The 22,225-nt window shown below is 68.1% G+C and carries 16 protein-coding genes and 1 pseudogene; 11 read left to right on the top strand and 6 right to left on the bottom strand.

Annotated features, from left to right (window positions below; genetic code table 11):
* Positions 1-250: 250 nt before the first annotated feature.
* The gene (locus ABZ098_RS38040; protein WP_356598393.1) at positions 251-1,606 is read left to right on the top strand and encodes a beta-1,3-glucanase family protein; all 1,356 of its coding nucleotides are present in this window, start codon (positions 251-253) and stop codon (positions 1,604-1,606) included.
* A gap of 1,087 nt (positions 1,607-2,693) precedes the next feature.
* Here the strand turns inward: ABZ098_RS38040 and ABZ098_RS38035 are convergent.
* From ABZ098_RS38035 to ABZ098_RS38010, 6 genes and pseudogenes are all read right to left on the bottom strand, one after another.
* Positions 2,694-3,395: an alpha/beta hydrolase gene (locus ABZ098_RS38035; RefSeq protein WP_356598391.1), complete on the bottom strand. Its 702-nt coding sequence runs from the start codon at positions 3,393-3,395 to the stop codon at positions 2,694-2,696.
* Positions 3,396-3,408: 13 nt separating this feature from the next.
* Positions 3,409-3,738, bottom strand: a complete 330-nt coding sequence (locus ABZ098_RS38030) for a hypothetical protein (RefSeq protein ID WP_356598389.1) — start codon at positions 3,736-3,738, stop codon at positions 3,409-3,411.
* Between the two features lie 199 nt (positions 3,739-3,937).
* Positions 3,938-4,630, bottom strand: coding sequence for a hypothetical protein (locus ABZ098_RS38025; protein WP_356598387.1), 693 nt, complete (start codon positions 4,628-4,630; stop codon positions 3,938-3,940).
* A gap of 140 nt (positions 4,631-4,770) precedes the next feature.
* A pseudogene (locus ABZ098_RS38020) lies at positions 4,771-5,140 on the bottom strand (transposase); the annotation flags it as partial.
* A 260-nt stretch (positions 5,141-5,400) separates the two neighbouring features.
* Entirely contained in the window at positions 5,401-6,492 is a 1,092-nt protein-coding gene (locus ABZ098_RS38015) for a pentapeptide repeat-containing protein (RefSeq protein WP_356598581.1), read from the bottom strand.
* Between the two features lie 349 nt (positions 6,493-6,841).
* Positions 6,842-8,011 carry an ROK family transcriptional regulator gene (locus tag ABZ098_RS38010; protein WP_356598386.1) on the bottom strand — a complete coding sequence of 390 codons (1,170 nt, stop codon included), beginning with the start codon at positions 8,009-8,011 and terminating at the stop codon, positions 6,842-6,844.
* A gap of 773 nt (positions 8,012-8,784) precedes the next feature.
* On the opposite strand from ABZ098_RS38010, the gene ABZ098_RS38005 reads away from it, so the two are divergent.
* From ABZ098_RS38005 to ABZ098_RS37960, 10 genes are all read left to right on the top strand, one after another.
* Positions 8,785-10,062: an FAD-binding oxidoreductase gene (locus tag ABZ098_RS38005; protein WP_356598384.1), complete on the top strand. Its 1,278-nt coding sequence runs from the start codon at positions 8,785-8,787 to the stop codon at positions 10,060-10,062.
* A gap of 99 nt (positions 10,063-10,161) precedes the next feature.
* Entirely contained in the window at positions 10,162-13,017 is a 2,856-nt protein-coding gene (locus ABZ098_RS38000; RefSeq protein WP_356598382.1) for an FAD-binding and (Fe-S)-binding domain-containing protein, read from the top strand.
* A 522-nt stretch (positions 13,018-13,539) separates the two neighbouring features.
* A complete protein-coding gene (locus tag ABZ098_RS37995) occupies positions 13,540-14,889 on the top strand; it encodes an aspartate aminotransferase family protein (protein WP_356598380.1) in 1,350 nt (449 codons plus the stop codon).
* A gap of 23 nt (positions 14,890-14,912) precedes the next feature.
* Positions 14,913-15,995, top strand: coding sequence for a phosphotransferase (locus tag ABZ098_RS37990; RefSeq protein WP_356598378.1), 1,083 nt, complete (start codon positions 14,913-14,915; stop codon positions 15,993-15,995).
* A 69-nt stretch (positions 15,996-16,064) separates the two neighbouring features.
* Positions 16,065-16,751 (top strand): haloacid dehalogenase type II, encoded by a 687-nt coding sequence (locus ABZ098_RS37985; protein WP_356598376.1) that lies wholly within the window; start codon positions 16,065-16,067, stop codon positions 16,749-16,751.
* A gap of 338 nt (positions 16,752-17,089) precedes the next feature.
* Entirely contained in the window at positions 17,090-18,187 is a 1,098-nt protein-coding gene (locus ABZ098_RS37980) for a polyamine ABC transporter substrate-binding protein (RefSeq protein WP_356598374.1), read from the top strand.
* On the top strand, positions 18,180-19,346 hold the full coding sequence (locus ABZ098_RS37975; protein WP_356598372.1) for an ABC transporter ATP-binding protein: 1,167 nt from the start codon (positions 18,180-18,182) through the stop codon (positions 19,344-19,346). Before ABZ098_RS37980 ends, ABZ098_RS37975 begins: the two co-directional genes overlap by 8 nt.
* Positions 19,347-19,350: 4 nt before the next feature.
* A complete protein-coding gene (locus tag ABZ098_RS37970) occupies positions 19,351-20,253 on the top strand; it encodes an ABC transporter permease (RefSeq protein ID WP_356598370.1) in 903 nt (300 codons plus the stop codon).
* On the top strand, positions 20,250-21,095 hold the full coding sequence (locus tag ABZ098_RS37965) for an ABC transporter permease (RefSeq protein WP_356598368.1): 846 nt from the start codon (positions 20,250-20,252) through the stop codon (positions 21,093-21,095). The genes ABZ098_RS37970 and ABZ098_RS37965 overlap by 4 nt, the downstream gene beginning before the upstream one ends.
* Before the next feature lie 64 nt (positions 21,096-21,159).
* Positions 21,160-21,822, top strand: a complete 663-nt coding sequence (locus ABZ098_RS37960; RefSeq protein WP_356598366.1) for a haloacid dehalogenase type II — start codon at positions 21,160-21,162, stop codon at positions 21,820-21,822.
* Positions 21,823-22,225 lie beyond the last annotated feature (403 nt).

Here is a 22,225-nt window from a genome sequence, read left to right as displayed (position 1 = left end):
GTGCCGGCGGCAGGGGCCTGGCCAGGGGACATGGTGCGTTCGCCGCCGTGACGCTTAGTTCACGTCTTGATTTAACTAATGAGTTACAACTCTCGGCAAGCCTTCGGAAGTTGAAATCTTTTCGGGTCCACCCATGCCGGATCCCTTGACATCTTGATGGCATGCCCTCAACACTCCTCGCCGAGAGAGCGCTCTCACATCTGCTGTTGCTCCATCCCCCCGCATGCCGTACCGGCTTGAGGAGACTCACATGCAGAGGATCGTCAACACCCCCACCAGCAGTCCCCCGGGCGGCACCGCGCGCTCGCGCGCGGCGCTCGGCCTGGTCGTCGCCCTGATCGCCGCGTTCCTCACCGTCCTGGCACCCGCGCCCGCCCACGCCGCGGACCAACTGCTGTCCCAGGGCAGACCGGCCGTCGCCTCGTCGACCGAGAACGCGGGCACACCCGCCGGCGCCGCCGTGGACGGCAACACCGGCACCCGCTGGTCCTCCGCCTTCTCCGACCCGCAATGGATACGGGTCGACCTCGGATCCGTCCAGCAGCTCAGCCGCGTCAGCCTGAACTGGGAGGCCGCCTACGCGACCGCCTTCCAGATCCAGACCTCCACCGACGCCACCACCTGGACCACCGTCCACTCGACCACGACGGCCACCGGCGGCACCCAGAACATCACCGTCTCCGGCAGCGGACGCTATGTCCGCCTCTACGGCACCGCGCGCGGCACCCCGTACGGCTACTCGCTGTGGGAGTTCCAGGTCTACGGCCCCGGCGGCACCACTCCCCCGGACGACTTCTGGGGCAGCACCAGCGACATACCCCCGGCAAGCAACGCCGTCGAGGTGAAGATCCTCAACCGCACCAACGGCAAGTACCCCGACAGCCAGGTGTACTGGAGCTTCAACGGCCAGACGCACTCAATCGCCGAGCAGCCCTACCTCGACATGCCCGCCAACTCCGCGGGCCGCATGTACTTCTACCTCGGGTCACCCAACAGCCCCTACTACGACTTCATCGAGTTCACCGTCGGCAACAACGTCTTCAACGGCAACACCACCCGGGTCGACGCCTTCGGCCTGAAGCTGGCCATGCGCCTGCACACCAAGGACGGTTACGACGTCGAGGTCGGCGAGAACCGGCAGACCTTCGCCGAGGACCGCGCCACCACGTTCCAGCGCTTCACCGACGCCGTGCCGAGCGAGTTCAAGGTGCTGGCCCGGACCCAGGCCCCGTACCGGATCATCGCGCCCGGCAGCGATCCGAGCTTCCGCGCGGGCGGTGCCAACGCCGACTACTTCACCGCGTACGCCCGATCCGTGGGTGTGAACGCGGCCACCTCCGACATCTTCGGCTGCGCCGCCTCCCTCGCGGGCAACCCCGACATGTGCGCCGCCCTCAACCGCCACGTCGCCACTCTGCCGGCCTCCCAGCAGTCCGACCCGGCACAGTTCTACAAGGCCGCGCCGGCGAACTACTACGCCAGGTTCTGGCACGACAACGCCATCAACCACCTCGCCTACGGGTTCCCCTACGACGACGTGGCGGGCCGTTCCTCGTTCATCTCCCACGCCGACCCGCAGTGGCTCCTGGTAGCCGTCGGCTGGTAGACCGGGGCCGTCGACCCGGACCCTGCCACCACCGACGGTGGGGTCCTGGGCCGTAGCCCCACTCGTAGCCGGTGCGGTCCACGTGCAAAGCCGGGCAGGCGGACCGCGCCGGCACGATCAATCCTTGGCCGACAACGCCCGGGGACGAGAACGACCTCTCACGGCGCGCGATTCCCACGCCTTCGATGCGGCTCCACGCGCGTTCCTGTGCCTCAGTCCCTGTGCCTCAGTCAGGGCGGCCCAGTGCAGGCCGTCGGGCCGTTGCGGGTCCGACGAGACTGAAATGAAGAGGTTTCAGCGATCTGCGCCACGGCACCGGACAAGATTGACGGGCTGTCAGAGGAGCAGGCAGCTGGGCCACACCACGACGACGGTGCCGCCATCAGGAAGCGATGCCGATGTTCAGGCCCTTGGGCGCACCGGCGCCCAGGTCATGCCGTGGGCTGGTCACTACGCCGGGCTCGGGGGGCGGCACACCGCCGTATGAAGCCACACTGCGTTCAAGCCGGGCCGGCCCTGGGCCAGCAGACGCCTCCAAGCCCCTCGGCCATAATCCACGACCACAGCTCCTCGGTCCCCGACTTCCGATGCCCGCCGCGACCTGAGGAGCACTATGGGGAGTTCCTTGGCCGTCCGCCCGAGTCATACGACGGTGACGGTTGGTTCCAGACGGCGTCAGACCGGCTGACGATCTGTCGGAGTTCGCGGGCGTTTCGAGGTGACATCGCCTGCATCACAGTGTCGAGGAGAGTCCGCGCTTCGAGAGGGCTGTCGCAGCAGTACCAGTACACGTCGTCGCCCGACTCGTAGTCATGCCACAGCTGACGCTCGGGACTATGGACGTAGTCCTTCCACAAGCGCACGGCCTCGCTGATGACTCCTGGTCGCAGGTAGTTGCGGGTCCGCTCGAGATGGCAGACCTCGGACTGCGCACGTGAGGAAAGACCATCGATGGCCCGCATTGCTTCTGGCGTCCGGCGGTGGGGACCAGCCGCCCGGACGCGTCCCGGCCGGTTACGCGGCACGGGCCTTTCTGTTCGTCGTCATGCCGAACATCGTGCCACGATCTCGAACAACGTCCAACGGATTAACTCCCCTGCTGCGCCGCGGACATGGACCTGCGGACGGACTTCGACTTCGCGAGCAGTTCCCGCAGAAGTTCCACGACGAGATCGGGCTGTCCCACAAACGGGGAGTGGTCTGTCTGCCATTCACGCACGTCGGTGCAGCGCGAGGCCATCCTTCGCTGGAGATCGGGGTCGACGGCCCGGTCCTGTGCACAGACGACGTAGGTGGAAGAAGTCGTCTTCCAGGCGTGGCGTTGCGGAACTCCTCGTCCGCAGCCCGGGGCTTGCGGACGCAGTAGGTCCACTGCTTGGGCGGCGATGGGTTCGGGGCAGTCTCCGTAGAGAGCGTTGATGGCCCGGTCCGGGTGCAGGCTGGTCGAACCGTCTGGTTCAGTGATGATCGCGTTCTGGAGCTGCGGGGATGCACCTCCCAGACTCGCCGCGCTCTCGCCGGCATCCAGCACGAAGGCCGCCAGATAGACCAGGTGCCCGGCTCCGTGCACCCCTGTGATCACTGATCCTCCGTAGGAGTGACCGAGGACGATCGGGGGCTCCGGCAGCGCGTCGATGACGGCCTGGACAGCGGCTGTGTCAGCAGCCAATGAGCCCCGATGGAGCTCAGGTACGACGACCTCGGTTCCGGCTGTCCGTAAGCGTTCCGCCACCACAGCAAAGTGCTCGGGGCGGTGATACAGGCCGTGAACAAGAACCACAGCAGCCAACTCGCCCGTCTCCTCAACTCCACGCCGGACCAGTGAGCCCAGCTGGCAGTCCGTCGGCGTGAGTGTCGGCTATGAGTTCGGCAAGAGTGAAGTGGGCTTCCTCGACGGACAGGCGGTTGTGGACGCGCACGAAATAACTGCGTTCAGAGACGCGGAACACCTGTCTTCTCTGACGTCGGCGCCCTGATTCAGCAAGAGCCTCTGCGAAGGTGTCGACGCAGTGCAGCATCGCGGCCAAGGCCTCGGCCTCCGTCCCCTCGACTTCGCGGTGGACGGCGTACCGGAAGGCTTCCGCCTGGCCCTCAGCTCGAAGGACGGCCCATCGAGGCACGATGTTCTCCATTCCGTGAGGCGGTGCAAGCCCAGAGATCACACCGGTTCGGCTCTCAGTGTCTGATCTCTGGTGCTTGTGCGGCACGATGTATCTAGGACGGGACGGTCGTTGAGCAGGCATGATCGCGGAGCCGCAACAGCGGCGGGCCTGAGCGGGGACACGGATTCTCGGAGCCGCCCGCGTCAGTGTGTGTAGCCGATTCCTGGCTTCATGCCGCTTTGAGTGGCAGACCTGAACGCTCGTGCAGGGATTCGAGTGCGGTGTGGTCCACGGCCGCGACGCGCAAAGAGGCGGTGTTGTAGGAGTAACTGGCCAGAATGCGTCGCGATGGGTCGACGAAGCTCAGCCAGTGACCGCCCTTTTGCATCTCGCGAGACCCAACGTAGCTGAGGAGTGACTCGACGACCCCCAGTTGCTGCTCACGGATTCGGCAGGTGGCCTGGTGCGGCAGCGACCTCACGGCCTGCCTGCCGGCGACATTGATCAGGAAGGACGACAGTCTCCGGGATTCGCTGTACCACTTCCCGCCCGGCTCGCTTCGGCCATAGACCCTGGGGTCGGGCCAGCCGGCATCATCCGGGCGCACGCTCCACTGGGCGGGCCATCGGTTCTCCCCGCAGAAGACCAGATGTCCGTCCTCGACACCCAGGTGCTCGGGAGCCGTCACCCGGAGGCTGTGCTCGTGGCCGCTCATGCCCATCAGCTCCGGGTGCCGGCCTGCGGCCGCGTAATAGTCACGCAATGCGTCCGGCAGGCTGATCCCCAAGCGATCCCCGACAGCCGTGACTTCGGCATCAGTGCACCCGTCGTTGGGATTGCAGCCACCGAACGCGGCCGACATGAGTTCCTGAAGCACCTCTTTGATCATGGCAGGCCCCAAGCCGATGGGATCATCACTCACTGCGAGTGAGCGTTCCGTCCGCAATGATCATAAGTGACCTGCTCACGGCCTCAGCCGTGACGACAGATTTCGAAGTAGGGACCTGGCCTTGAGGCGGCTGCCCGCTGATCAGGCGCCTGGCAGCATCAGCCGGCCAGTGTCGGCTTCCTTGACCAGCCGGGGGTGGCTCCCTTACGGGAGAGGCGTCGGGTCATGAGGGTGATGGCGGCCCAGGTGATCGGAGTCTCTGAGTGCTGGACGAGCCGTTCGTAGTCCCTCGCGCGGCGGCCGGGCGTGCATCATCCACGCGAGGCTGCGTTCGACGACCCGGCGGCGGGGCAGCACGACGAAGCCGGAGGCGTCCTTGGGACGGCTGACCGGCTTGATCGTGAGGTTGAGGTGCTGTTTCGTCCAGTCGACGAGCTTCCCGGCGTAGGCGGAGTCGACCCACACGATCGTGATCTCGGGGTGCATCAGGCGCAGGCGGAACAGGACTTTCTTCGCCGCGGCGGCGTCGTGCAGGTCGGCAGGGTGACCATGATCAGAGGGCAGTGCTCATCGCCTCACCCAGGACCCGAAACACGTGCTGCCGCCCTGCTGCATTACGGGCGCGGCCGCGTCGAAGGTGACGGCGGGGTGATACTGCGGGCTTCGTCGACGCGGACCGGCCAGCACAGGGCCGAAGGCTTCGCCGCCGAGCCGACCGCCTACGTTCGGTCTCCACGTCCCGTGCCCGCCGTCCGGGGCGCCGACCGATCCTCCATGACCCCGATGTGCAGGAGCCCCCGGCGTTATGGGATCGAGGGCACCCAATCGGAAGGAAGGGTCACCGTCGCAGGGGCAGGAGTGCCGACGGCAGCGAGAAGTCCCTGGGGAGCCGAACCCGTCGCACGGATGAACGTCACCCTGCCGTCGGTGAACACCGCGTCGGCAAAGGACACCCTTCCGTCGGGGAACCGCGTCGAGCTGCCCACGAATCTCGCGCCGCCGAAATACACCCGGCCGCCGGAGAACGACGCGCGGTCGAAGTGCACCGAGCCGCCACAGAACGTCGCGCTGCCGAAGGACACTTCGCCCTCGGAGAACGTGGCGCGGTTGAAGTACACCGAGCCGTCAGAGAACGTCGCGGCAGCAAAGGACACTTCACCGGAGAACCCCACACTGGCGAAGGACACCCTGCCACCGGAGAAGTCCGCGCCGGCAAAGGACACCCTGCTCCCGGAGAACACCGCTCCCTCGAAGGACACCGAGCCCCCAGAGAACACCACGCCGGCAAAGGACACCCTGCCGCCGGAGAAAACCGCTCCCTCGAAGGACACCGAGCCGCCCGAGAACACCGCGTCAGCGAAGTTCATGTTGCCGTCGATGGTGACGCCGGTGAGATCGAGGTCGCAGCCCTGCCAGGAGCGGTGGGTTCCTTGGGGGCGGCGGTAGTGGTCGCCGATGAGACGCAGGATGGTGTGCCTCACCTTGCGCAGGGCCAGGTAGCGGTGGCGCTCCTCCTGGTGGGCTGGGTCATCGCCGGGGTCGGGGGTGAAAGGAAGTTGGAGGTAGGCGCACAGGACGTCGATGCAGGTCTGGCGCAGATTGTCGTCGGGGGCGTCGTCGGCGAGTCCCGCCAGGGCGTGGACACCGCCGAGTCGGACGGCTGGTGAGTCGGAGCCGAGTTTGTCGACGGCTTGGGAGAAGCGTTCGGTGTGAAGCCGGGTGGCTTCGCGGTGGGCGCCTGCCTCGTCCACACGCTGGCGGCGGTAGGCAACGACCAAGGCCACGAGCGCGCCGGCCCCGGCCACCACTCCGAACGAGAGTTTCACCAGATCGAACAGTGTGCCGGCGTCAAGCTTGGCGGTGCGGTCGATCTCCTGAACGTCCAGCAGGTACACCAAGCCGTAGAAGACGCCCCCGGCGACCAGGACCGCCGCGGCAAAGGTGACGAACAGGGCTCGGCCGACCCTCCAAAGCCGTAACTCCCGGTCGTCCGGGGCCGATCGCAGCGGTCGATTGGCTGTCATGAGGTGGAAGACAACACTCGCAGACCTGCGGTTGCGTGGCCGGCCGCCGTGATGGGGGCTCCATTGCCCTCTGCGCCTTCTCGAACTCATGACGACGGCCGTGGCGGGCGCCCAACCGTGTGCCCACCCAGGAGCCACACGGGGGTGCCCACCTCGAGACGGACTTGGCACGCCCGACCGGCCGGTGAGCCGACCCGTGGCGCCTGTCGACGACCGCGGCTCAGAACGCCGGTGCGGACTGCTGGGCGGTCTGGCTCTGGTGCCGGGCTCCGAGCACGGCGTCCCGCAGTCTTTCGTGAGCCATCGTCAGGCACCCGTACACGGCGCCTTGTGCCGTCGAGAGACCGATCAGGTGCGGCACCGTCTTGATCTCCGGCACCGTCGGAAGACTCTGGTCGAGTCGCCTGCGTGCCTCGGGGAGCACCTCGTCGACGAGCGGGCGCAGACGGCCGACGAAGTAGACGGACTCCGGGTCCAGCGTCACGGCGACAACACTGACGGCGGTCACGATCGCCGTGGTGAACGCCTCGAGCACCTGGGCGCGCGCGGCCTCGTCGTGCGGTCCCTCCCACAGAGCCTCTACGCGCTCCAGGTCGAGTCCCCGCTTACGGGCGAAGCGGAGAAGGCCTCGGGTGCTCAGGAGCTCGTCGAGAACGCCGTCGCCGGTCCCGGACGAGAGCACGCCGATGTCGCCGAAGGTGGGCGTGCTGCCGCGGGCGAGCTCGTGGTCGGTGCAACTGGCGAAGTTCAGTATGGTGCTGACGCTGAAGAGTGCGGCGTTGGTGATGGTGGCGTCGTTCGTGAGGATCCCGAGCAGGGACGCGTTGGCGTCGCTGTCGAGCAGCACGGGGGCGTCGACCAGGTCCTCGATGGCCCGGTGGAGGCCGGAGCCGGCGAAGATCTTCATCGACTCGGCGGGGCCGAAGATCTCCGTGCCGCCCCGGACCCGGCCGGGAACGGCTGCGACGACTTGGCGCAGGGGGCCCTGCGCGGAGGCCGCGGTCTGCTTGACCAGGTCGACCAGCCATCGGGCTGCGTCCTCGACGTCGCGGTGGTCGGCGGTGGGAACCGTCACGTGCTGGATCTCGCGGCCCCTGAGGTCGGTCACGAGGACACCGGTGGTCTGGACGCCGAAGCTGATCCCGACGACGTGCCCGGTCGTGCCGGGCAGGTCCAGAAAGGTGGACCTGCGGCCGCGGCCGGTGACCTCGTCGACCCCGCCGTCGACGACGAAGCCGTCGGCCCGCAGCTCCTCCACCGCTCTGGAGACCGTGGCCTTGCTCAGACCCGTCAGCTCGATGAGCTGGTTCCGCGTCAAGGGCGCGTGGGAGAGGACCACGTCGAGGACCGACGCCTTGTTGTAGTCGCGAGAGGTTGGATTGGTGGTCACGTGATGACCATAGCGAGCGTGGTACGCGGATCGGACCGGGACCGGCCTGGGCGTGATGATCGTGGGGTTCGGGGCGGTGACGCGAGGCAGTTCTCGTGGGCCTGCCGCATTCGCCTGGGCGCGCGGGGAGGGGTCCTTGCCCGCGTCTCTTGCCTTGCTGGACTGTTCTCGGCTCATCTGTGATGCACTCCGCAGGGTCCCCGCACTCCGCGACCGGATCACCGCGTTTGCGGCGCAGGCCAGAAGGCTGGGGGTCGACGACCAAACTGACTGTCGGCAGCGAGCAGCGATCAGACGGTGGACCCCTCTGCGGTCGGCAGCCGGGACGTCACCGACGCCGCCGGGCTAATCGTCCTGTCCACAGGGCGAGTTGACCGCATGCGGGCGAGCGTACCACTTGTGATCGACGTCTTTCCGTCGACTGAGGGCTCTTCGGGCAGGGCATTCCTGCTGCTCAGGACGCTGGTCGCCGGTCCGGTCGGCGTCTAGATTGAGCAGCTGTAGGCAGATCGGAAGAGCTCCCCGGCCTCTGCGCATACAGCCCCCTGATCAGCCGTCGTCCCATAGGCACGTCAAATATCTTTGTTTCAGGTTGGAACTGGAACAATGAGTGCTATGGTCTGAGCGCAGCAGCGAGCAACTTCCGACACCCCCTCGACACACCAGCAACGTCATCGGACAACGGCCGGAATCCCTGGTCCCGGCGACCCTCGACATGCCTGGCTCACGTGCGTCCAGAGCGGCTCGGCACTGGCAGGAGAGAGAGCAGCGACATGAAGTTCACCCCCTACTGGCTCGACACCGCTCCCCAGGGCCCGGACAGGTCCCGGACCCAGATCGGCGGCAGCGTCGACGTGGCGATCATCGGAGCCGGCCTGACCGGCCTCTCGGCGGCACTGCACCTGGCACGAAAGGGCGCCAACGTGCACGTCTTCGAGAAGGAGACGGTCGGATTCGGCGCGTCGGGGCGCAACGGCGGTATGGCCACCCTCGGCATGTCGATCGGATTCCGCTCAGCGGTCTCCCGGTACGGCTTCGACACCGCGAAGCGGTATCTGCTGGCCTACCACGATGCGGTCGACACCATCGAGAACCTGGTCAAGGAAGAGAACATCGACTGCGACTTCGCCCGCACGGGCAAGCTGAACCTGGCGTCCAAGCCGGCCCACTTCGACGGTCTGCGCAAGACGCACGAGATCATGTCCGGCAAGCTCGGGATCGAGACCCGGCTGATCTCCAAGAGCGAGCTCCACACCGAGATCGGCTCCGACCTCTACCACGGCGCATTGGTCGACGCCCGGAGCGCCGGGTTGCACGTCGGCAAGTTCACCAAGGGGCTCGCGGAGGCCGCCGCGCGGATCGGCGTCACCATCCACGAGAAGGCACCGGTCGAGAAGGTCGACAAGCTCGGCGGCACGAGACACGAGCTGGTCACGCCGCGCGGCACCGTCCAGGCCGACCAAGTGCTCGTCGCCACCAGCGGTCACACCCGTCGGCCGTTCCGCTGGCAGCAGGTCCGCATCGCGCCCGTCGGCAGCTTCATCATCGTGACCGAGCCGCTGGGCGAGGACGTCTGCGACATGCTGCTGCCGAACCGGCGGATGGCGTCGACCTCCCTGAACCTGCTGAACTACTTCCGCATCACCCCGGACCACCGGCTGCTCTTCGGCGGCCGGGCGCGGTTCGCCATGTCCAACCAGCAGTCGGACGCGAAGAGCGGACGCATCCTGCACAAGGCGATGACCGAGGTGTTCCCGCAGCTCACGAACGCGCGCGTCGACTACTGCTGGGGCGGCCTGGTCGACATGAGCATGGACCGCATGGTGCACGCGGGCGAGCAGGACGGGCTGTTCTACTCGCTCGGCTACTCCGGCCACGGCGTCCAGATGGCGACGCACATGGGCAAGCAGATGGCCGCGTACATGAACGGCGACTCCGGCGCCAACCCCTGGGCCGACCTGCCCTTCAAGCGGATCCCCGGCCACTTCGGCCCGCCCTGGTTCCTGCCCTTCGCGGGCGGTTTCTACAAGTTCCTCGACGTCATCAAGTAGGCGCGGGACAACCATGCTGAGCACATGTGTGGCGCGCAGTGAGGCTGCGCCTCCGACCCCGCCACGAGCGAATGCGGGCGCGGCAAGGGTGGCGGATCGATGACGGCCACCGTCACGTCCCTGGTCGTACGGCTCGCCGAGACCGCGCCCGGTCTGCGGGTGGAGACCGGACCGGGGGCGACGGGCCCGTATGCCTACGACGCCTCCAACTACCGTGTGACGCCACAGGCGGTGGCGTACCCGCGCACCGCCGACGACGTGGTCGCGGTGCTACGGGCCTGCCGTGAGGCGGGTGTGCCGGTCACGGCTCGGGGCGGTGGCACGAGCATGGCCGGCAACGCCGTCGGATCCGGTGTGGTGCTGGACTTCTCGCGGTACATGAACCGCATCCTGGACATCGACGCCGAAGCACGGACCGCGCGGGTGGAGGCGGGCCTCGTCCTCGACACCCTGCGCGGTGCGACCGCGCTGCACGGACTCGACTTCGGGCCCGACCCGTCCTCGCACAGCCGCTGCACCCTCGGCGGCATGATCGGCAACGACGCGTGCGGGAACCGGTCGGTGCGGGACGGGCGGACCAGCGGGCACGTCGAGGCGCTGGAGATCGTGACGGCCGACGGCGTGCGGGCCGTGGCCGACCACTCCGGGCTGCATCCGGTGGATCCTCGCGACGGCGGTGTCGTCGCCCGCCTCGAAGCCGACCTCAAGCGGCTGATCGCGGACAACCTGGCACCGATCCGTACCGAGCTGGGCCGTGTCCCGCGCCAGGTCTCCGGCTACCAACTGCACCACCTGCTGCCGGAGAACGGATTCGATCTGGCCCGCGCCCTGGTGGGCACCGAAGGCACCTGTGCGGTCGTCACCGCCGCGACGGTCCGCCTGGTGGCGACCGCACAGGCCTCCACACTGCTGACCCTCGGCTACGACGACGTGGTCGCCGCGGCCGAGGACGTACCGGAGATCCTGCGCTGGAACCCCAGCGCCGTGGAGGGCATGGACGAGGCGATCGTCGCCACCATGCGCGCCCGCCGCGGACCCGGCTCCGTCACCGGACTGCCGGAGGGACGAGCCTGGCTGTATGTAGAGCTCGAAGGCGATGACCGGGCAGCGGTGAACGGCCGGGCCGCCGAGCTGCTGGACGCGCTCAAGGCGCGCGGACGCATGACCGGCGGCCGGGTCGTCGAAACCCCTGCTGAGCGGCGCTCGCTGTGGCGGGTGCGTGAGGACGGGGCGGGGCTGGCGGCCCGACTCGTCGACGGCGGGGAGTCCTGGCCTGGCTGGGAGGACGCGGCCGTCGCACCCGAGAACCTCGCCGCCTATCTGCGCGACTTCCGGGAGCTGCTGGCCTCCCACGAGCTGAGTGGCGTGCTGTACGGGCATTTCGGCGCCGGCTGCGTCCATGTGCGCATCGACTTCGACCTCGCGACCGACGCCGGGCGGGCGGTCATGCGTCGCTTCCTCTTCGAGGCGGCGGCGCTGGTCGTCGAGCACGGTGGCACGTTGTCGGGTGAGCACGGGGACGGACGGGCCCGCAGTGAACTGCTGGAGGTGATGTACAGCCACCGCGTGATCGCCGCGTTCGCCGCCTTCAAGAGGGTCTTCGATCCCGAGGGCCTGCTGAATCCCGGCGTGATCGTCTCCCCTGCCCCGCTGGACACCGACCTGGCTCTGCGTGAACTGCCTTTGCTGGAGACGACGTTCGGCTTCCCCCACGACGAGGACGGTTTCGCCGGTGCCGTACGCCGGTGCGTCGGTGTCGGCCGTTGCCGCAGCGAGGCGGGCGGGGTGATGTGCCCGAGCTACCGGGCCACGGGTGAGGAGAACGCGTCCACCCGCGGCCGGGCCCGCGTGCTCCAGGAGATGGTGCGCGGCGAAGCGGTTCGGGACGGCTGGCGCTCCACCGAGGTCAAGGACGCGCTCGATCTGTGTCTGTCCTGCAAGGCGTGCTCCAGCGACTGCCCGGTCGGCGTGGACATGGCTACGTACAAGGCGGAGTTCCTGCACCAGCACTACAAGGGCAGGATCCGGCCCCGCTCCCATTACTCCCTGGGCTGGCTGCCCCTGACTTCCGCGCTCGCCGGATACGTGGCCCGTCCGCTCAACGCGCTGTTGCGCGGGCCGGTCGGCACGCTGCTCGCCCGCCTCGGCGGCATCACGACGAAGCGCCGGATCCCCGCCTTCGCCTCCCGGCGCGCGCTGCGCAGGACCCTGCGCACGGCAGGGCCCCCGGGGTCCGCGAAGGCCGTGCTCTTCGTGGACAGCTTCACCCGTGCCTTCCGCCCGGAGATCGCCGGGGCGGCGAGCCGCGTCCTGGCCGACGCCGGCCTCCCCTGCACCACCCAAGACGGCCTGTGCTGCGGGCTGACCTGGGTCAGCACCGGCCAACTGTCCGTCGCGCGCCGCATCATGGCCCGTACGGTCGCGCACCTGGACGACGGCGACGAGCGGCCGATCATCGTGGCCGAACCGAGCTGTGCCGCCGCTCTCCAACGCGACGTGCCCGAACTCCTGGGCTCGGATGCTGCCCGGCGCGTCGCCGACCGGGTCCGCTCCCTCACCGGCGCCCTCACCAACCTCGCCGACCAGGACTGGAGCCCGCCTCCGCTACCCGAGCACGTCGTTCTCCAGACGCACTGCCACGAGTACGCCACCTTCAAGAGCCGGCCGGCCGACCTGCTGCGCCGACTGGGCGTAGGCACCGTCGACGAGGCCGAGGGCTGCTGCGGACTCGCCGGCAACTTCGGCTTCGAGGCCCAGCACTACGACACCTCGATGGCCGTCGCCGAGCTGGCCCTCAAACCCCGCCTGGACCACCTCGACGGACGGACAGTGGTCGCCGACGGCTTCAGCTGCGCCACCCAGATCGACCACCTCGCCGGTGACGGCGGCGTGCGTGCTGTGCATTTGGCGGAACTACTCGATCCGGCCCGTGAACGACCGGGGGACGTCTCGTGACCGACGCACTGGACCAGCCGTGCGTGATCGGTGCCCGGTGGACGCCGGCGCGCGATGGGGCCCCGGCCGCTTGAGGAGGGCCTCCAGGCCACTGCGTGCTCTGGAGGCCATGGTTCACTGCGCGATGCGCGCGGAGGCGACTTGAGCCGCCGGGAGATCGGCCACGGGGAGATCGAGCCGGGGTTTCGCCGTACGACCTGTGGCGCGCCTGGACGAAACCTCACCGCCGCACATCACGGCAACCGGACCCCCACTCCTCGCCCACGACCCGAGTGCTCGAAGTCGAGGAGTGGGTGACCGACGCGACCGACGTACCCAGCCTTACGCAACTCCCCTACTCAGAAGGAGAGTTGACTCAGGCACCCTACGCTCAGCCTCAGCCGGCTCAGCACTCGGCCAACCCTTCCGAGACCCTCCAAAAAAGTTTCTAGTTTCAGGTTGGAACTGGAACGAACGATGGTATGGTCTCAGCCACAGCAGCGAGCAAACCTCGAAGAAACCAGACTGAAGGTGTGCCTGCAGATGACTTCGACGCTTAGTCGGGCGATCGCCAACTACCCCAACCGGTTCGACCCCGGGGTGCTGAGCGAACTCCCCGAACACCTCCAGGAGACGATCCAGCGCCGCAACAGGGTGCTCGGGCCCGGCTACACCCTCATCTACAAGGAGCCGGTCGAGTTCGTCTCCGGTCACGGGGCCCACCTGATCGACCGGGACGGCAACGACTACCTCGACGCCTACAACAACGTTCCGTGCGTCGGGCACGCCCACCCACACGTAGCTGAGGCCGTGGCCCGCCAGATGAAGGCGGTCAACACCAACACGCGCTACGTCCAGGAGGCCCTGGTCGACTACGCGGAGCGGCTTCTGGCGACCTTCCCCGAGGAGCTGTCCAAGCTGAGCATCGCGTGCAGCGGGTCGGAGGCGAACGACCTCGCGGTGCGGGTGGCCCGGTTCCACACGGGCGGCGAGGGCATCATCGTCACCCGCTGGGCCTACCACGGCATCACCCGCGAGGTGGCCAGCTTCTCCCCCCACTTGGGCGCCGGTTCACCGCTGGGCCCGAACGTCCGGCTGATCGACCCGCCGGACCCGCGCCTCGCCGCCCCCGGCACCACGCTCGCCGAGCACATGCGCCAGCAGGTCCGCCGCGCGATCGAGGACCTGGAGCGCCACGGCTACCGGCTCGCCGCCCTGATCACCGACTGCGCCTACACCAGCGACGGCATCTTCACCGACCCCGTCGACTACATGCGGGGCGTGGTGGAGGAGGTGCACGCGGCCGGCGGTGTCTACATCGCCGACGAGGTCCAGTCCGGGTTCGCCCGGCTCGGGGAATCGATGTGGGGCTTCACCCGCCACGGAGTGGTGCCGGACATCGTCACCCTGGGCAAGCCGATGGGCAACGGCATGCCGATCTCCGGTGTGGTCTTCCGCCCCGAGGTCAGCGAGGAGTTCGGACGCAACGTCCGCTACTTCAACACCTTCGGCGGCAGCTCGATCCCCGTGGCCGCCGGCGCCGCGGTGCTGGACGTCCTGGAGAAGGAGAACGTGCAGCAGCGCGTCCTGGAGAGCGGCAACGCCCTGCGCGCGGGGCTGCGGGAGATCACCAAGGACTCCCCCCACGTCGCCGAAGTCCGGGGCGCCGGCCTGTACGTCGGCGTGGAGATCGTGAAGGACCGGGGCACCCTGGAGCCGGACCGCGCGCTGACCGAGGACGTCATCAACGACATGCGAGACCGCCGAATCCTGATCAACGGCACCGGCCGGTCGGCGAACACCCTGAAGATCCGCCCCCCGCTGGCCTTCGACTCCGCCGACGTCACCCGCTTCCTGGAGACCTTCGCCGAGGTCGCGAAAAACCGCCTGTAGCACGCTGCCCGAAGGGACCGACCGTGAACATCTCACCGGCTGCGAACCATGCGCGACGGCTCCTCGAGGACAGCGGCCTGACCTCGTCCCACGAGCCCATCGACGAAGCGCTGGTGAGCATCTTCCTGGAGAGGCATTACCGCCTCGACGGACAGCTCGGCCGACTGGCGACCGAGAAGGACGACACGTTCAGGCTGCGGGCCGACGCGGGCGACTGCCTCGTGAAGGTCTCGCCGCCGGACGAGGCGGAGTCGATCGTCGGCCTCCAGACCGCCGCGATGCGCTTCCTCGAAGGCGCCGCCCCGCACCTGCCGGTCCAGCGCGTGAGACTGACCGTCGACGGGGACGACAGCGTGACCATCCGGCTGAACGACGGCCGAAGACGGATCCTGCGTGTGTTCGACTTCGTCGCGGGCCCCGTCCTGGCACAGACCAGCCCGGACGCCGAGCAGCTCGGCAAGGCGGGCGAGATGCTGGGCCGGGTCGACGTGGCGCTGAAGGCATTCTCGCACCCCGCGGACCGACGCGATCTGGTGTGGGACATCCGCCACTTCCACCAGCTGACCAGCCTGGTCCAGTACACACCGGACCCCGGACACCGCCGACTGGCCCGAGAGGTCTTCTGGAACTTCGGCGAAACCGTCGTCCCGAGACTCGGTGATCTCGAGACACAGGTGATCCACGGCGATTTCAGCCCCTACAACGTCGTGGTGGACCCAGGCAGCGCCGAGCACTACGTCACCGGTGTCATCGACTTCGGCGACACCGTACGCAGCGCCCTGATCTTCGACCCCGCCGTGCCCATGGCGAACCTGCTCGGGCGCACACCGGAACAGCCCTGGCGGGACGCCCGCGCCTTCCTCGCCGGCTACCAGCGGGAGCGGCCCATCAGGGCATCGGAACTTCCCCTGCTCCCGGCAGCCGCACTGGCACGCCTCACCCTGCGCGCCCTCCTCACCAACTGGCGTGCGGAGCGCGCACCCGAACGGCGCGAGTACCTCCTGGCCCACGCCAAGGACGACTGGACCAACATCGAGCGCGCCTTGGCCGTAAGCCTGACCGACGTCATCGCGCAACTCAGGGAATCCCGACATGGGCATGCCTGAGAAAACCAATCCGCCCCCTCCCGCAGAAGAGTCCGCACCCCTCCGCAAGAGAAAGACCGGAACCCCCTCGTGAGCAACAAAATCCCCTCGCTGCAGTTCCGTCCGAAGTACGTTTCGTTCGACTGCTACGGCACCCTCATCAACTACCAGATCACCCCCGTCACCCGTGAACTCGTCGGCGACCAGATCCCCGCCGACAAGTGGGACCAGTTCGTCAAGGAATTCCGCGGCTACCGCTACGACCAGGTGCGCGGCACCTACTACTCCTACGAGCAGGTACTCCACGATTCCTTCGAGCGGATCTGCAACCGGTGGGGCCTGAAGGTGGCGCCGGACGCCGGCAAGCGGTTCGCCGACGCCGTCCGCAGCTGGGGTCCGCACGCCGATGTCCCCGACCCGCTGAAGAAGATGGGCGAGAAGTACAAGCTGGTGATCCTCTCCAACGCGGACGACTCCTTCCTCGAAGAGAGCGTGCCCCGGCTGGGTGCCGACTTCCACGCGGTCTACACCGCTGAACAGGCCGGCTACTACAAGCCCCGCTACGCCGCCTTCGAGTACATGCTCGACCAGCTCGACGCGTCCCCCGAGGACTTCGTGCACGTCTCCTCGCACACCCGCTACGACCTGATGCCGATGCACGACATGGGCTTCCGCAACCTCATCCTCCTGGACCGCGGCTACGACCCGGTGACCCACGGCTACGACTACGTGACCGTGAAGTCCCTCGACGAGCTCAACACCATGCTCGGCATCTGAGACAACCCACTTCAGCCCGCACGGCCGTATAAGGCAACGCCTTACAATTCGCGCTGCCGTGCGGGATGAAAGTCCGCAATGGCCCGCACGCTGCCCCCAAGCGCAGCGGTCACGACGGTAACCAAATCGATAGGGACAACCGTCGCTCTGATTGCCTCGCCATTGCTACGGTGCGACGCCATCGCGTATCTCCCCCCTCTGCTCTTTTCCCCGGGCCTCGCTCCGCAGGCCCGCGATTTCCCTCCGCCGCTTACCGGCGCCCACAGCCCCCCACGAGGACCGTACGTCCCCGCACCACGGATTCCCCCGTATCCCCAGTGATCTCCAGGAGGCCCGCCATGGAAGGCAACCGGATAGGCCGCAGAACCGTACTCCGCACCGCAGGTGCTCTGGCCGCCGCCACGGCAATGACCGGCTGCGGCACCCTGATGGGCTCCGGCGAGAGCCGCGGCTCGTCGGGTGCCGACGGCAAGAAGCGCCTCGTCGTCAGCAACAGCGGCGGCGCCTACAACGACGCGCTGGCCAAGGCGATCTACGAGCCGTTCACCAAGGAGACCGGCATCACGGTCACGACGGTGAACTACCAGTCCGCGCAGGTCATCGCCCAGGTCAAGCAGGGCCGCCCGCAGGTCGACCTGATGGACAACTCGCTGCTGGTCTTCCAGAAGATGGCGCGCCTGGAATGTCTGGAGCCGGTCGACCACGACCGTCTCAAGAGCGTCAAGGGCGCCGGGATCCCCGCCCATCAGCTGCCGGAACACGCGGTCGGCAAGAACGTGTGGTGCAGCCTGATGGCGTATCGCACCGACAGCCTGAAGCGCGCCCCGAAGAGCTGGGACGACTTCTGGAACACGCACTCCTTCAGCGGCCCGCGCTCACTGCAGAGCGCGGAGGTCGACATCCCGGAGCTGGAGTTCGCGCTGCTCGCCGACGGCGTGCCGCTGGACAAGCTGTACCCGCTGGACGTGGACCGGGCCTTCAAGTCGATGTCGCGGATCCGCTCGGGCGTGAAGAAGTTCTGGAACACCGGCGCCCTGCCGGCGGTGCTGCTGGGCCGCAAGGAGGTCGTCGCGACCAGCCTGTACGGTGGCCGCGCGGACGAGCTGATCAAGCAGGGTATGCCCGTCGCCTACCAGTGGCACGGAGCCCGTCGGCTCACCAACGGCTGGGGCATCCCGAAGGGCGCGGGCAACACGGACGCGGCCTACAAGCTGATCGACTTCTCCCTGCGTCCCGAGGTCCAGGCGGCCTTCGCCAAGCTCTACCCGGGCGGCCCGGTCGTTCCCGGCGCCATCAAGCTGCTGTCGGACGACGTCCTGGCTTCCCTGCCGACCTCGCCGCAGAACCTGAAGATCGGGTTCGACGCCGATGTCGCCTGGTGGGACAAGAACCGTGACGCCGTCACCAAGCGCTGGCAGGAGTGGGCCGATGCCTGAGGGGACCACGACGTTCAACACCGGGCAACTGTCGGCAGACGACCTCGCCGCCGTCCTGGCTCCACGGTCCGACGCGCCGACCGGCAAGTCGCTGTCCGTGACGGGGCTGCGCAAGTCCTACGGCGGGACGACGGTGGTCGACGGTGTGGACATGGGCATCGCGGCGGGTGAGTTCGTCACCTTCCTCGGCTCCTCCGGCTCGGGCAAGACCACCACGCTGATGATGCTGGCCGGGTTCACCGAGCCCGACGCCGGCTCCATCGCCGTGGACGGCCGGGACATCACCAAACTCAGCCCCGGCAAGCGGGACTTCGGTTTCGTCTTCCAGCAGTACCTGCTCTTCCCGCACATGACCGTCGCCGAGAACGTCGCCTTCCCGTTGCAGTTGCGCGGGGTGGACAAGGCCGAGATCCGTCGGCGGGTCGGCCAGACGCTGGAGGCGGCAGGCCTGTCGAAGTTCGCCGGCCGCAAGCCCCGGGAACTGTCCGGCGGGCAGCAGCAGCGCGTCGCCCTGTGCCGGGTACTGGTCTACCGGCCGCCGATCGTCCTCATGGACGAACCTCTTGGCGCCCTCGACAAGAAGCTGCGCGACCAGATGCAGACCGAGATCAAGTCCATCCAGCGCGAACTCGGCCTGACCGTCGTCTACGTCACGCACGATCAGGAAGAAGCCCTGGTGATGTCGGACCGCATCGCCATCATGAAGGACGGCCGCATCGAGCAGTTCGACACCCCACGGGCCCTGTTCGAACGCCCCCGCACGGCTTTCGTCGCCGATTTCCTGGGCGCCGCCAACTTCCTCACCGGGAAGGTGGAGGAACCCGCCGAGGACGGCTCCACCCGAGTACGCCTCGACACCGGGGGCATCCTCGAGGCTCGGGCACACCCCTGTGCCGCCGGTCAGCGAGTACGGGCGGCCGTTCGACCGGGCAAGCTGCGCCTGGTCGGTGCCGAGGAGAGCTGTTGTTCCGGCACGGTCGAGACGGCCGTCTATGTGGGTTCGCTGACCCGGATCACCGTCCGCCTGGACGGTGCAGCCCCCGACACACCGCCCCTGCGGATCGAGACCGCTCACACACCGCCTCGGCCGGGTGAGCGGGTCTGCGTGACCGCCGACCGCGAGGACGTCAGCGTCTTCGACGCGACGGACGGGGGGTGAACTCGTGGCAGGTACTGCTCTCGCACCCGCCAAGGGGCGGGGGAAGCCCTCCGTCCTACGCGGGCATCGCTCGCGGATCGCGCTGGTCAACGCCGTCCCCGTCACGGTGTTCCTGCTGGTCCTGTTCGTCTACCCGATCATCGGGGTCCTTTCCCTCAGCCTGAAGGGCGCGAGCGGCGGGTTCACGCTGCACTGGTACACGGACGCGCTCAGCGGCGCGAACCTGTCCGTCCTGATGTCCACGCTGCGGATCTCCGCGGAGACCGCGGTGCTCAGCCTGCTGATCGGCTTCGTCCTGGCCCACGCGATCGCCCGGATGCGGCCCGTCTTCGCCGCCCTGGCCATGCTGATCGTCGTCGTTCCGCACTTCATCAGCGCCCTGGTGCGCACCTACGGGTGGATCATCCTGCTCGGCGAACACGGCATCCTCAACACCGCGCTGACCTCCCTGCACATCCCGGGCGCACCGTTCTCGCTGCTCTACAACGAGACCGGTGTCGTCATCGGCACCACCTCCGTGATGCTGCCCTACACCGTCCTCGTCCTGCAGGGCGTGATGCGCGGTGTGGACGGCAGGCTGCTGGCCGCGGCCGCAGGCTTCGGCGCGAGCCGGCTGACCATCTTCCGCAGGATCTACCTTCCGCTGGTCGCCCCCGGCATCGGCACCGCCGGCCTGCTCAGCTTCATCCTGTGCCTGGGCTACTACATCACCCCCGCCCTCATGGGCGGCGACCACCAAACGGTTGTCGCGGCGCTGATCGACCAGCAGGTGATGAAGCAGGACCAGTGGAACTCCGCCGCCGCCTTCGGCGTCATCCTCCTCCTGCTCACCTTCGCCGGCCTGGGCATCCTCGGCCTGGCCAAGCTCCGCCGCACAAAGGCGCACGCACGAGGGAGCGGCTCATGATGGAACTGCCCGCCACCCGGGCCGGACACATCGGCCGCGCCCTGAGCGCCGGCGCGATCCTGCTCTTCCTGGCCATGCCCATCGTCATCATCCTGGTCACCTCCTTCGGCGCCGACGGCATCGGCACCTTCCCGCCGAAGCAGTACAGCACCCACTGGTACGAGCAGATGCTGGCCCCCGGCAGCGACTGGGCCACCTCCATCGCCCTGTCCAGCCTCATCGCAGCACTGACCACGGTGTTCTCCCTCGTCCTGGCCGTCACCGCCGCCACCGCCCTGGCCCGCGGCCGCCTCCCGCTGCACACAGCGGTCTACGGACTCGTGCTCGCCCCGATGCTCATCCCCCAAGTGGTCATCGCACTCGGGATGTTCCTGTTCTTCGAACCCGTCGGCATGCTCGGCAGCCCCCTGGCCATCGCCCTCGGACACACCGTGCTCGCCGCACCCGTCGCCGTCCTCATCCTGATCTCCACCCTGCGCGGCATCGACGAACGCCTCGAAGACGCCGCCGCGAGCATGGGCGCGAGCCGGATGACCATCGCCCGCCGGATCACCTTCCCCCTGGCCACCCCCGGCCTGATCGCCGCCGCGATCTTCTCCTTCATCACCAGCTTCGACGAGTTCTTCATCGCCCAGTTCATGTCGACGCCCGACACCCGAACCCTGCCGGTCCTGGTCTTCAACGCCCTCCAGTTCGACGTCGACCCGACCGTCACCGCCGTCAGCGCCGTCCTCATCGCCCTCGCCATCACCGCCCTCGCCCTGGTCGCCCTGGTGCGCAAGCTCGGCGGTCAGCGCCACCAGCAGGGCGGCGGGCTCCTTCCCACGGAACCCCTCGCCTGACCCGCGACCCCCTCCTCTTCCCTTCCGTCCCTTCCGCAGTCGCCTCCTCGAACGGAGACCCCCCGTGCGCGAAATCGTCACCTTCGACGCCTACGGCACCCTCGTCGACTTCAAGCTCAACGCCCCCACCGTGGAGTTGCTGAAGGACCGCATCGCCGAAGTCGGCGTCGACCCGCAGGAGTTCCTCGACACCTTCAACATCATGCGCTTCCAGGCCGTGGTGGAGCCCTACCGGCCCTACGCGGAGGTGCTGCGATCCAGCCTGAAGAACTCCATGCGCCGGCACGGGCTGCGCTACCAGGACTCCGACGGCGACGCCATCGTCGCCCTCATCCCGACGTTCGGCCCCTTCCCTGAAGTGCCCGACGCGCTGCGCCGTCTGAAGAACCGCTACGAGATCGCGATCATCTCCAACACACAGGACGCCTTCATCGCGAAGAACATCGAGATCATGGGCGTCGAGTTCGATCACGTCATCACCGCCGAGCAGGCCGGCGCGTACAAGCCGGACCGTCAGGCCTTCGACTGCGCCTTCAAGAAGATCGGCGCCGAACCGGCGGACATCATCCACGTGGCCATGGGCTGGGAGTACGACATCATCCCGGGCCACGACCTGGGGTTCAAGCGGCTGGTGTGGATCAACCGCCGCAACCAGCCGGGCTCCCCCGCCTACGCCTACGAGGAGCTGTCCGACCTCAGCAAGCTGCCCGAGCTGCTGGGCTGCTGAACCGGCGGGGCCGGGCGTTCCCTCCCCTCAGCGCCCGGCCCCGCCACGGCACCCTGCTCCCCTCTCGTAACAGGGGTGCCCACCGCCGGACATGGATCGCGCCCCTGCGACCAAGCACGCGGCTCGGCACCTCCCCCGCGCCCCGAACTCACACCCGGCATCCCGGGCGAGAGCGCGTCCGACGCTCAGCTCCCGGCACTCCCCAGCGCTGCTCCCCGCGCGGCTCATCACTCTGGATCTCAAGGAGAAATACAGCCATGACCACGACCATCGTCCGTGATGTTCCCAAGCAGCTGTTCATCGGCGGGAGTTGGCAGGACGCGGAGTCCGGCCGGACCCTGTCCGTCGACAACCCGGCCACCGGCGAGGAGTTGTGCCAGGTCGCCGACGCCTCGCCTGCCGA

The organism is Streptomyces sp. NPDC006335 (assembly GCF_040612795.1).
Classification (GTDB): domain Bacteria; phylum Actinomycetota; class Actinomycetes; order Streptomycetales; family Streptomycetaceae; genus Streptomyces.
Note: the sequence above shows the minus strand (reverse complement) of the source record. Positions and strands in the feature narration are given on the sequence as shown.